Below are 13,020 nucleotides of genomic sequence, written 5' to 3'. Positions count from 1 at the left end.
ACAGTAAAGACTCTTTAACAAAAAAACGTTTGAGCAGTGCGAACACTGTTCAAACGTTTCCATTCACTATGCATTATTTTCCATAAAATGATAGACCGCACCAATCAAATTTGCATCATTTCCAAATTTACAGGTAACCAATTCGTAGTCCATATCTGTCACTGCATGTTCCAATAAAATACGCGTTAAATGTCTTTGGATATTTGGCAGTAGCCGTTCATTTTTAGAGACTCCGCCACCTAAAACGACTCTTCCCGAGTCAAAGCAAACCAGCAGATTATAGATGCCTCTTGCGATCGCTGCATAAAACTGCTCGACTAATTGGATGGCTAATAGATCTTCTTTTTCCGCTCGTTCAAAAAGCTCTTTACCGTCGATTTGGGTTCCATTGATCAAATTGTACTTTTTGACGATTTTGACTGAACTGCCTAAGTCACTTAAAGAAGAAGATTCATTCAATGCCATATAACCAAACTCACCGCCAAACAAATTTCTGCCTTTAAACAGTTTTCGATCAATGATCACTGCCCCGCCGATCCCGGTACCGATCACAAAGAAAATAGAATCAGACACATCTTTAGCTGCTCCCTGCCATACTTCTGCCAACGCGGCACAATTGGCGTCATTTTCCATTGAAACCGGCACTCCAAATAACGTTTCTAACTCTTCCCTAATTGGAAAATGATGAATATATGATACGGCGCTCACTCCACGAATCTCCCCCTTTTTATCATCAACGACACCAGGTGCACTGAAAGCGACGCCTGCAAGGGTTCCTACTTGGCTCTTTTGGTCAAAAATTTGTTTTAAGATCTGTTTCATTTCGATCCAGTCTTTAGGTAAAGGAAAGCTATCCTGTTCGGCGAGCTTTTCATTTTTCCACAGTCCGTATTTAACTGAACTTCCCCCAATATCAAAAGCTAATAGATTCATCGTTTCAACTCCAAACCGATTTATTTTAATTGATGACACAACTCTCTCGTTTGCGGATAGACTTGCGCATATAAGTGGTAGATTTTTTCGTATTGCTTTGCTGCTTTTTCATCTGGGAAATATTCTCTGGCATAATCAACAAAAGTTGCTGCACATTCTTCCACTGTTTTGAACCAGCCGCATCCCACAGCAGCAAGCATAGCTGCGCCCAAACCTGGACCTTGCTCTGTTTTTAATGTCACGATCTTCGTATTAAAAATATCAGCTTGTATTTGCAGCCAAAGATCACTTTTAGCCCCACCGCCAACCGAAACAATTTCTTTAAATCGCTTCCCTGCAATGGTTTCCATCAACACTTGGGCATCTCTTAGAGAAAAAGTAATTCCTTCTAAAACCGCTCTGGTAAAATCGGTGATTTCTTGGCTCGCATCGATCCCGATAAAGCTCCCTCTGATTTGACTATCTACATGAGGCGTACGTTCTCCCATGATATAAGGTGTAAATAATAAGCCATTTGCACCAATAGGACTTTTTCTTGCTCCGTGAAGCAGATCGTCAAACGACTTTTCTTTTGCAAAGGTTTCTTTAAACCAAGTCAAGCTTTGACCAGCAGCCAGAGTGACGCCCATTGAATAATAAGCCTTTGGGATCACGTGATTGAAGAAATGCAGTTTGCCCTGATATTGTTGTTCCTCTATTCCCTCGTATGCTAAAAAAACACCAGAAGTACCAATACTGCATAATCCCCGCTCTTGATTGATGATTCCCGCACCGAGAGCCGCGCATGCATTATCGGCTCCACCAGCAAAGACCTCGACACTGTTTTTGATTCCTAACTCTTCACATAAAGATTTGTTTATCGTGCCTACTTTATCGATTGAAGAAACGAGTGTCGGCAGCAATTCATGAGCAATTCCAAAAGCATCCGCTATCTCAAGATCCCATTTTTGATCCATCACATTCAATAATAAAGTCCCCGCTGCATCAGAAAGTTCCATCTGCTTCTTACCCGTCAGCCAAAAAGCTACGTAATCTTTCGGCAAAAGGAAATGCGCTGCCCGCGACCAAAGATCAGGTTCATGCTCTTTGACCCAAAGCAATTTAGGTAAGGTAAAACCTTCCAAGGCTAAATTTTTCGTTTTTATAAGCAATTGTTCTCCCAAGTTTTCAGTGATTTCTTCACATTGCTTTGTCGTACGCACATCATTCCATAAAATAGCGTTTCTCAAAGGCTGGTCGTTATCGTCCAGCAACACCAAACTATGCATTTGACCGGAAAAGCTGATACCTTCCAACTGTTCTTTTAGTTCTGGCATTTTTTCGATCAAGCGTTTCAATACTTGTTTGGTTCCATTGAGCCAATCTGCTGGATCTTGTTCACTATAGCCTTTTTCTGGATGATATAACGGATAATTTTCGGCAGCTTCTAAAACCACCTTACCTGCTTGATTTACCACCAGTCCCTTGACTGAGCCAGTTCCTAAATCGATACCAATAACATAGGACATTTTTTCACCTCATTTTATAATAACGGTTACATTTTCATTTTAAAAATGGCTGGAACAAATGAAAAAATTGCTCCAGCCTTTCTTACGTACACTTTAAACATTGGCACCATTTTCACTGATCACTTTTTGATACCAGTAAAAGCTGTCTTTTTTATAACGATTCAGTGTGCCATTTTGGTTTTCATCTTGTTCAACATACACAAAACCGTAACGTTTTTGGTAGCCATTCAACCAGCTCAAAAGATCTGTATAGGACCACGTGCAATAGCCTAAAACTTCAACGCCGTCGGTGATCGCTTCTTTGATCGCATGTACATGGCTGCTCAAATAATCGATACGATAATCATCATGGATCTCTTTTTCTTCTGTCAGCTTATCATATTCACCTAGACCATTTTCAGTGATCAATACAGGAATCCGATAGCGGCTGGCGATTCTTCTAAGGCCGATCCGCAACCCTTCTGGATCGATCTCCCAATCCCAGTTCGTCCGTTCTACAAATGGGTTTTCAACACGTTTGAAAACACCCGGCAACCCAGATTCTTCCGTAGAGCCTTTCTCTCCTGTCGTATTCATTTTGCCCATGCCGACACCATCAAGAGGATTAAACACAACTGTATTCGTTTGATAGTAATTGATTCCTAAAAAGTCTGGTTTCCCTGCTGCTAACAATTCTTCGTCTCCGGCTTCCATCGTTGGCGCCAGACCTTGTTTCTTCAACATTTTCATTGCAGCGATCGGATATTTTCCGAATAAGTAAACATCCATCCAAAAATGAGCATTCAAATCTTCTGCATCTTCAGCTGCTAATACGTTTTTAGGATCGCTATCTAGAGCATAGTTTGGACCATAAGCAAAACTTGGACCGATTTGTCCTGGCATATCCATCTCGTGGAACTTTTTGATGACCGCAGCATTGGCAAGGTTCGCATAGTGGTTTGCTTGATACATCCGTTTTGGATCACTGACTGCTGGCGGATGTGACGCCATTAAATAGCCATGGCTGATAAAAATATTCTGCTCATTTAAACTGACCCAATATTTTACTTTCCCGCGTAATGCTTCAAATAAAGTCGCAGCATAATTCGTGAAGTCCTCTATGATTTTTCTTGATTCCCACCCCTGATACTCATCTTGAAGTGCTTGAGGCAAGTCCCAATGATACAAAGTCAATACCGGTTCGATTTGATTGTTGAGCAGTTCATCGACTAAATCAATATAAAACTGCAGCCCTTTCTGGTTGATCTCACCGCGTCCGTTCGGAAAAATCCGTGTCCAAGCAACTGAAAAACGATAGGCTTTTAAGCCTTGTTCTTTCATCAAAGCAACATCTTCTTTGTAACGATGATAATGATCGACAGCCACATCACCATTGGTTCCTTTAAACGTTTTTTCAGGAATCCGAACAAACTCGTCCCAGACAGAAACACCTTTGCCATCTTCTTGCCAAGCCCCCTCTACTTGATAAGCAGCAGAAGCTGATCCCCATAAAAAATTCGTTGGAAACTGATCCAGTTGTTTATGTTCCATCTTATTGCCTCCAGTTTTAGTTTGCGCTGATCTCGATCGTTTGTTTAGTTTCTGTTAATCGATCTGTGATCACACGCTCATTTTCGTGGATGTACACGTCATTTTCTCCGACCAAGCCTTCGGTACGAATCACCACATGTTCATTATCCTTCTCTATTATAATCTTAGCAAGAGGATTTCCACTACTATTTACAATAAGTTGTTCATGTACGCCGTTTGATAATTGATAACAATGAATAGCCAGTTCTTGATTGTAGTCATAAACCACACTTGGATGCTCATTTTTTGCCATGACTAAAATTGTATTTTCTTTGACCCAAACAGGTAGACTTAAATAATCATGCTGTTCAGTTTGCCATTGACCGTTGCGGTCGACTGCCTTGAATGAATGATCTAACAGCTGAGTCCATCTGCCTTCCGGTAAATAATACGAAACTTCACCTGTTTCTGTGAAGACAGGTGCTACCAACAAGTTATCGCCTAAGAAATATTGTTTATCCACAAAGTAGCTGTTGCGGTCTTTTGGGTACTCCATAAAAACAGGACGCATCATCGGCACGCCAGTTGTTGCCGTGTAAACTGCTTGTTGGTAAAGATATGGCATCAATTGAACCTTAAGCTTCGTGAATTTTCTCGTGACAGCTACCGCTTCTTCATCATAATTCCAAGGAACCCTGTACTCGATATTGCCGTGATAACGACTGTGAGTTGAAAGTAGACCGAATTGTGTCCAGCGTTTGTAGATATCGGCAGAAGCATTTTCTTCGAATCCGCCAATATCATGGCTCCAAAAACCAAACCCTGATAATAAGAAGGACAACCCGCCTCTTAAGGTTTCTGTCATCGATACATATTCGGATAAATTATCGCCGCCCCAATGGACCGGGAACTTTTGGGACCCGACTGTTCCAGAACGGGCAAATAGTACAGCTTCATTTTTCCCACGCTTTTCTTCTAAAAGCGAGAAGACAGCTTCGTTGTATAAATAACTGTAATAATTGTGTGCTTTGTTTGGATCCGAGCCATCAAAATAGACAGCGTCTGTCGGAATCCGTTCACCAAAATCCGTTTTGAAACTATCTACACCCATATCCAGCAAGTCAGCTAAATAACCTTGATACCACTTCACTGCTTCTGGATTAGTAAAATCAACGATTCCTTGACCAGCCTGCCACATATCCCATTGCCAAACGTTGCCATCTGCTTGTTTTAAGAAATACCCATTTTTCCTGCCTTCTTCAAACAACGGCGATTTTTGCCCAATATATGGATTGATCCACACACACACTTTGATCCCTTTGTCATGGATACGCTGAAGCATGCCTTTAGGGTCCGGAAATAAGTCTTCATCCCACTTAAAATTGCACCATTCAAAAGCCTTCATCCAAAAACAATCAAAATGGAATACTTCCAGCGGAATATCTCTTTCCAACATGCCATCAATGAATGTCATGACTGTTTCTTCACTATAATCTGTTGTAAATGAAGTGGATAACCATAGACCAAAGGACCATGCTGGCGGCAATGCCGGTTTCCCCGTCAAGTTGGTATATTTTTCCAGGATCTCTTTTGGCGTCGGCCCATAAATAATGATATACTCCAGCGCTTCACCTTCCACACTGAATTGTGCTCTTGAAACATTCTCAGAAGCTATTTCAAATGAAACTTTTTCGGGATGATTGACGAACACACCATAACCATTGCTGCTTAGATAAAAAGGAATATTTTTATAGGCCTGCTCACTGCCTGTCCCACCATCTTCATTCCAGATATCAACTGTTTGCCCATTTTTGATAAATGGTGTAAAACGTTCACCCAGCCCATAAAGCTGTTCATCGATCCCTAAAGACAACTGCTCTCTCATAAAATGCTTTCCACTTGTATGAGTGATTTCCCCTTGAGCACCAAATTTTGACTCTGTTAGTAATTGTTCATCACCAAAAAAACGAAGTCGGAATTTCCCCTCTAAAGCAACAGTTGCTTTTAAATTTCCTGAAGTAAAAGATAACTGTTCCGCTGTTTCTTCAATGACCGGCTGAGCCTCTGTCTTCGTTAGTTCAAAATTTGGCCCTAGATCATTTTTATCATGATGAACAATTTTCACTGAAATCATATCTGTTTGAAGACTTGATAATGTGATCGTGCTCATTCCTAAATTGAGCGTATCACCACGCCGTTCAATTTTCTTATAAGGTGCATATAAAACAACCGAATCCTGATTTTTCTGATAAGAAAAAACTTCTTTAGGGGACTGAATCGTAAACCCCTCTTTTGTCATCCAATAACCATCTGTAAACTTCATAATTTCCTCCTGACTATAAAAGCGGAACAGGCTCGTCCTGCTCTGAGTAAAAAATGATCAACACTTTCTTACGAAAGTCTTGTACTGTTCATCATCAACTCAATTTCTTTCGCTGTGATTCTCAGCAAATAGGAACTATTGATTGAGATGCTTTTTATCTCACTCAATAGTTATCTTTTTTCCGAAGAGCTAGCCTGTGCAGCTGGATAATTCCACTGATCATGATGCTTTTTCTTTCACTCCACCTTTTACTTCACTGCACCATCCGAAATTCCTTTGATGATATACTTTTGCAAGAACACATAAAGAATGATGATCGGAATAATCGCAATAAACAGCGCCGCCAAAGCTAAATGCCATTGTTTTGAATATTGCCCGAAGAAATAAAACATCTTCAGCGGGATCGTGTACATGCCTTCTTTATTGATCACCAGAGAAGGAAGTAAGTAATCATTCCAGAACCAAATTGCATTCAAAACAATGACCGTCACAGTTGTTGGCTTTAATAATGGCAAGATGATATACCAATAAATTTGAAATTTTGAAGCGCCGTCGATCGTTGCTGCTTCATCCAATGACTGCGGTATGCTTCTTAAAGCCCCAAAGTACAGAAAAATCGCCATACTACTGGCTAATCCAAGATACATGATCACAAGCCCCGGACGGTTCAGCATATTGGCCTTTCCAAAGAAAGAAACCAAAGGGATCATGATTGCTTGAAAGGGAATCAATAACCCAATCGCAATCACAAAATACAAGGTATTACTCAACTTACTCTTATTTCGAGACAATGCATAGGCAGCCATAGAGGTACAAACGACGATCACAAACAATGAAATACCTGTGATCAAAATTGAATTGAATGCACTTCTAAAGAAATCCAGCTTTTCAAAAGCGACTGGATAATTTTCTGTTGTAAAATTCTGCGGCACACTCAATGTATTCTTAAAAATCTCAGATTTTGTTTTAAATGAATTTACAACGATCAAATAGAATGGATATAGCCATAAAAGCGTCAAACCAATACCAAGAAGCTTGACCCAGAATGCTTTTCTTTGTTTTTGCTTTCTCATAGGTCAACCTCCCGCTTTCTGGTAATACTGATTTGAACGACTGAAATCACAGCGATGATCACCAAGAAAATCACAGCTTTCGCTTGCGCATAGCCCATATTTCTCACCGCAAACGCTTCATTGACGATATTCATTGCCACCATTTGCGTAGAATCAAATGGACCACCAGCTGTTAGCGCTAAGTTTTGATCGTATATTTTGAACGCGTTTGACAATGTCAAAAACAAGCTAACGGTGAAGGCCGGTGCCAGCATCGGAAACTTGATTTTCCAAAATGTTTGCCACGCTGTTGCCCCATCGATTTCTGCTGCTTCGATCATTTCATCTGGAATATTATTGATGAATGAAATGTAGATGATCATAATATAGCCACTCATTTGCCAAACAAATAAAATGACCAGCCCCCAAAAACCTGTATTCGTCGTCGACAGCCAGCCTTTGAAAAATTCGATTCCTGTCGCATCACCAATAGCAGAAAATGCTTTGATAAAAATAAACTGCCAGATGAACCCTAATATGATCCCGCCGATCAAATTAGGCATAAAGAAAACCGTTCGAAACAGGTTATTCAATTTATCGGCTTTTTGCGTCACTAATAGTGCCAAGCCAAGTCCAATCACATTGACCAATAGAATAGCAACGACAGAAAACTTCGTCGTAAACCAAATACTGCTAAGAAAACGTTCATCCTGAAACGCCCGAATATAATTATCCAAGCCTAGAAACTGATCCACTTTGATCCCATTCCAGTCAGTCATTGAATAGTAGGCACCTGTGATCAAAGGTATAAATAAAACAACAGCCATCCCAATCAGACTAGGCGCCAAAAAGAACCAAAAGGATTTTGATTTATTGCTCACAACGATTTCCCTCCTTAAATGATAAGAGTTTGACAGAAACTTTTCTCACCGTTTCTGTCACCTCCTATCGAAACATCGATTATTTACGATCAGACGCCCAAGCTTCTTTTCCTTTCGTCAGCACTTCGTCCCAGCTGATATCTCCATTCAAATATTTTTGGAACTCAGGATAAAACTGTGTTTGAGAAAAGCCATCAGGGTATTGATTATGCGCCCAAGGAACAACTTTTCCATCAGATAGATAATCAAAAATTTGTTTTGAGGTCGGATCATTGATCGCATCAGATGAGAAGTTTGTGTATGCCGGAATAAATTCCATTTCATCCGTTACAACTTTCATTGCATCTTTATCGGTATACAGCCATTCCAAGAAATCCTTACTTGCTTCTACGACTTTCTCATCTTTGTTTTTATTCACACCCCAGTACCAAGGGGCGCCAGCTGCGATTTTTCCATCGGTATCATCTTTTACGTACAATGGCAAAATTCCTAATTTATCTTGGGTAAATTCTGGATCTAAACTGTTCAACGTTGGCACGATCCAGTTTCCTTGATGCACGATCGCTACTTGATCATTAGCAAAATCTTCTTCAACTGATGTGCTGTAGTCTAAGGATAAAATCGGTTGTACGTTGTATTTATTGATCAAATCTGTGTATTTTTTGAATTGATCCCCATATTTAAAATCGATCGTTTTCGCATCGTAGATTTTTTGCAAGTTGTCATCGAACTCTGGTGACGTAAAATGAGCGCTGTATTGGCTGACTACCCAGAACTCCTTCGCACTAAAGCCGAAAACCGCTTTCATTCCTAAGTCCTCTTTTTTACTGTCTAACGTTTTTACAGCCTTTTCAAAATCTTGGTATGATTTGATATCTTCAACATTGATGCCTGCTTTTTTAAACAACTCTTTATTGATCAATAAGCCGAAGCCTTCGATATTCATTGGTAAACCATAGACTTTTCCATCTTTTGTCGCGCCATCCAAGGTTCCTTCAATGGCCGTTTCAGCTAATTTTGTATCACTTAAATCTGCTAAACTATCGCCCCATTTTTCCACATCTGCTAAACCGCCTAAAAGAAAGACGCTTGGTTCATCACCAGAAGAAAACTTAGATTGCAGCGCAGCATTCGCATCCTGTCCGCCGCCCACAGTTGTTACATTGATCTTGACGCCGTCATGAGTTTCTTCATATTTTTTAGCCAGTTCATCCAATTGATCTTTTGTTTCGACTTTGATATTGAAAACATCCACTGTTGTCGTATCTTTGGAACTTGCACTACCGCCGCCATTTCCACATGCACCTAACAATAAACCTACTGCTGCTACAACTGTTGCTGAAAGAATAAGTTTACTACGTTTCATTTTATCTCGCTCCTTCTTTTTTAGACTAAATAGTCGTTCAAACGCGATTTTACATACTCCAAGTGACTAGACTCTAAACGAACATCATCATGTGTCAGTGCATATTCTGTTAAACTTTCCAGTGTTTCCTGATCCTCAAGGATTTTTGCGCCGATCCCTGATCGATAAGATGCATATCGTTGACCTTTCAGTTCATCGAAGAATCGATCTTCTTTCAATTTCGCTGCTGCTTTCAAGCCGCGGGCAAAAGTATCCATCCCTGCGATATGAGCTAATAATAAGTCTTCCATTTCAAACGATGAACGACGGACCTTCGAATCAAAATTGATTCCGCCAGGTGCAATACCGCCATTTTCTAAAATTTCGTACATCGCTAAAGTCGTATCATAGATATTCGTTGGAAATTCATCAGTATCCCAACCTAACAACATGTCTCCCTGATTGGCATCGATCGAACCAAGCGCTTCATAACAACGGGCAACCGTCAATTCATGTTCAAAGGTATGTCCAGCCAACGTCGCATGGTTGGCTTCCAGGTTCAATTTAAAATCATTTGTCAGATCATATTTTTGTAAAAAAGCCATCGCTGTTGCAGCATCAAAATCGTATTGATGCTTCGTTGGCTCTTTTGGTTTTGGCTCGATCAAGAATTGAACTTGATGGTCTATTTCTTTGGTGTAAGCAACTGCCATCTTGAATAGACGGGCAATATTATCTTGTTCCAGCTTCATATCTGTATTTAATAGCGACTCGTAGCCTTCACGTCCGCCCCAGAATACATAATTTTCACCACCAAGTTTTTTACTGATGTCCAAGCCTTTTTTCACTTGTGCTGCAGCATAAGCAAATACCTCAGCATTATTTGAAGAAGCCGCACCATTCGTATAACGAGGATCAGAAAACATATTCGCTGTATTCCATAATAATTTGATACCGGTTTCATTCATTTTTACTTGAATCAAATCAGTAATTTCATCAATATTAGCGAAAAATTCTTCTAATGAATTTCCTTCAGGCGCAATGTCGACATCATGAAAGCAAAAATACTCTACATCCAGCTTAACCAAGAGTTCAAAAAATGCCTCGACTCTATTTTTCGCTGTTTCCATTGGATCACTTGTTTCCCATGTTCGAATATTGACTGGCTTACCGAATGGATCAGCCCCATCTTGTGTCATCGTATGCCAGTAAGCAACAGCAAAGCGTAACTGTTCTTTCATTGTTTTCCCAAGAACCACTTCATCCGCATTATAATGACGGAAAGCAAACATATTCTCTGTTTTAGGACCTTCATACACAACTTTTTCTACCTGTGGAAAATAATTCATTCAAATTCCTCCCAATAAATGACTTGCTTCTAGTTAGTTAGTAAGTTAAACTAACTTACATAAAGAATATAAAACATTCGAAATTAGTTGTCAAGCGCTTTCAAAAAAATTATGATAGTCATTAAAGAGGTGGACATATGGTTGTAAATAAATACAAAATCAGAGAACAAAACGAATCACTTATCTTAAAAAGCATCATCGATCATGAAAATATCTCCAGAGCAGAGCTATCTACTCTGACTGGTTTAAACAAAGCATCAGTCTCTTCTATCACTAAAACTCTTTTAGATGATGGATTGATCTTTGAAACAGGTATTGGCTCTGCCAGTATACAAGGCGGGCGTAAACCGATTATGCTCCAATTCAATCCAAAGGCAGCTGCGATTTTATCCTTTGATATCGGTATCGATTATTTAAAAGGCTCACTTGCCTATCTTGATGGCACCGAAATCCTATCTATACAAAAAAAGCGAATCACCGTTGATGCCAAAACGGTCATGTCGTTACTAGAGCAAGCTATCGAGGAGCTATCTATAAAAGCAAACGTAGAGATCGTTGGTTTATGTACAGCAGTTCATGGAATCGTCAACGAAAATTCGATTGTTTTTACGCCATATTATGATTTAGATACGATCGATCTATACCAAGAATTAACGTCCCGTTATGATTACCCGATTTTTATAGAAAATGAAGCGAATCTTGCTTCACTTGGTGAATATGTTTTTTCTTTGGACTCTAAAACACTTGTCAGCTTGAGCATCCATAGTGGTATTGGCGCAGGTATCGTCGATCATGGAATTTTACGCAAAGGACAATATGGAGAAGCTGGTGAGATCGGTCATTCTATCTTATATCCCAATGGAAAAAAATGCCCTTGCGGTAATCACGGCTGTCTAGAGCAATATGCATCAAATTCTGTTTTGTATGAAACACTTGCTAAAGTTAAACAGTTGGATTATGTTGATTCTTCTGTGGTCAAAGAATTGATCGATCATGCTGATACAGAAACTTTGCAAGAGTTAAATAAAAACGCTTTTCTACTAAGTGTCGGTATCAATAATATCATCGCTATTTACGATCCAGAGGTAGTTGTGATCAATAGCTCTATTTACCGCAGCAATCCTGCCTTGCTTTCTGTTGTTGAACATCACCTAACCAGTCGGATCGCCCGTAAAGTATTGATCCAAAATAGTGCACTAGGCAGTCAAGCAACTCTTTATGGCGGTATTGCTTTATGCTGTCAAAATTTCTTAAATATTAGAGAATTAAAATTCCATTTGCAAAATAGTTACTGATTAAAAGAAGAATATACAATAAAAATAAATAAACCAGCATAATACAAAACTATATTTCAAAATAATTTGTATTTTTTCACAATAAGTTGTTTTTTTATTTTATTGATCAACTCTCTTTTATCCGCTATTTCATTCGTCTAAAAAATCTACTTTGAGCCTGCCCTAATTGTATGATATACTATTATTGCTTTATTTTAGGCTTTTCAATTAAATCAATGACGAAAGGAATGAAAATAACTTGGAAGAAGAATACTCTCGACGCAAACAAACACGACCAGCTTCTACACCAAAATCGTGGATGATCATTGTTATTTTATTATTATTTATCAATACGCTGGCACTGGGTAGTTTGTTGTTTATGAATACGCAGGAAAATACCAAAAATGAAGAACGATTCAATAACATTGAAAAGAAAGTCAGCCAGCTTGATCAAGAAACAAACAAACGGACACCTGTCTCTGAAGAGACAGAACAAAATGTTTTGACACGACCAAGCTCAACTCAAGAAAGTCAATCAGAGCAATCAAGTTCGACTACAGTAGATTCCACACACACTGCAGATCAGACAACACCATCATCTGAAACGACTACTCATGTTGCTGAACCTGCTGCAACGACGTATACCGTTCAATCAGGTGATACACTTTCTGTGATCGCTGAGAAAAATAACATTTCTCTTCAAGATTTGATGGCTAAAAATAATCTAACTGACGCAACTGTCTACATTGGGCAGGTACTCTCATTACAATAATTTTCCTACATAACTCTGTGACAATAAAAAACGCAAAAGGCCAAAACCTTTTGCGTTTTTTTTAGTTTGCTTGT

At 39.4% G+C, this 13,020-nt stretch carries 10 protein-coding genes; 2 read left to right on the top strand and 8 right to left on the bottom strand.

Annotation, left to right across the window (positions count from 1 at the left end):
• Positions 1–66: 66 nt before the first annotated feature.
• The 8 genes from IGI58_RS10890 to xylA form a co-directional block, all read right to left on the bottom strand.
• Complete coding sequence (locus IGI58_RS10890) at positions 67–933, bottom strand: ROK family protein (protein ID WP_429953380.1); 867 nt, start codon at positions 931–933, stop codon at positions 67–69.
• A 20-nt stretch (positions 934–953) separates the two neighbouring features.
• Complete coding sequence (gene xylB / locus IGI58_RS10885; RefSeq protein ID WP_429953383.1) at positions 954–2,441, bottom strand: xylulokinase; 1,488 nt, start codon at positions 2,439–2,441, stop codon at positions 954–956.
• A 93-nt stretch (positions 2,442–2,534) separates the two neighbouring features.
• Positions 2,535–3,971: a glycoside hydrolase family 1 protein gene (locus IGI58_RS10880; protein WP_429953384.1), complete on the bottom strand. Its 1,437-nt coding sequence runs from the start codon at positions 3,969–3,971 to the stop codon at positions 2,535–2,537.
• A 16-nt stretch (positions 3,972–3,987) separates the two neighbouring features.
• Positions 3,988–6,273, bottom strand: a complete 2,286-nt coding sequence (gene yicI / locus IGI58_RS10875) for an alpha-xylosidase (RefSeq protein ID WP_429953386.1) — start codon at positions 6,271–6,273, stop codon at positions 3,988–3,990.
• A gap of 248 nt (positions 6,274–6,521) precedes the next feature.
• On the bottom strand, positions 6,522–7,346 hold the full coding sequence (locus IGI58_RS10870; RefSeq protein WP_429953387.1) for a carbohydrate ABC transporter permease: 825 nt from the start codon (positions 7,344–7,346) through the stop codon (positions 6,522–6,524).
• Positions 7,343–8,206 (bottom strand): carbohydrate ABC transporter permease, encoded by an 864-nt coding sequence (locus tag IGI58_RS10865; RefSeq protein ID WP_087642138.1) that lies wholly within the window; start codon positions 8,204–8,206, stop codon positions 7,343–7,345. The genes IGI58_RS10870 and IGI58_RS10865 overlap by 4 nt, the downstream gene beginning before the upstream one ends.
• Before the next feature lie 79 nt (positions 8,207–8,285).
• Positions 8,286–9,572 (bottom strand): ABC transporter substrate-binding protein, encoded by a 1,287-nt coding sequence (locus tag IGI58_RS10860; protein ID WP_429953389.1) that lies wholly within the window; start codon positions 9,570–9,572, stop codon positions 8,286–8,288.
• A 20-nt stretch (positions 9,573–9,592) separates the two neighbouring features.
• The gene (gene xylA / locus IGI58_RS10855; protein ID WP_429953390.1) at positions 9,593–10,900 is read right to left on the bottom strand and encodes a xylose isomerase; all 1,308 of its coding nucleotides are present in this window, start codon (positions 10,898–10,900) and stop codon (positions 9,593–9,595) included.
• Positions 10,901–11,037: 137 nt separating this feature from the next.
• Here xylA and IGI58_RS10850 point away from each other — a divergent pair, with 137 nt between their 5' ends.
• On the top strand, positions 11,038–12,195 hold the full coding sequence (locus IGI58_RS10850) for an ROK family transcriptional regulator (RefSeq protein WP_087642135.1): 1,158 nt from the start codon (positions 11,038–11,040) through the stop codon (positions 12,193–12,195).
• A 238-nt stretch (positions 12,196–12,433) separates the two neighbouring features.
• A complete protein-coding gene (locus tag IGI58_RS10845) occupies positions 12,434–12,946 on the top strand; it encodes a LysM peptidoglycan-binding domain-containing protein (RefSeq protein WP_429953391.1) in 513 nt (170 codons plus the stop codon).
• The last annotated feature ends 74 nt before the right edge of the window (positions 12,947–13,020 follow it).

This window comes from Enterococcus sp. AZ020 (genome assembly GCF_050499205.1).
GTDB classification, from domain to species: domain Bacteria; phylum Bacillota; class Bacilli; order Lactobacillales; family Enterococcaceae; genus Enterococcus_L; species Enterococcus_L dunnyi.
The sequence above is the reverse complement of the archived record's forward strand: the minus strand, read 5'-3'. Positions and strand labels throughout refer to the sequence as shown.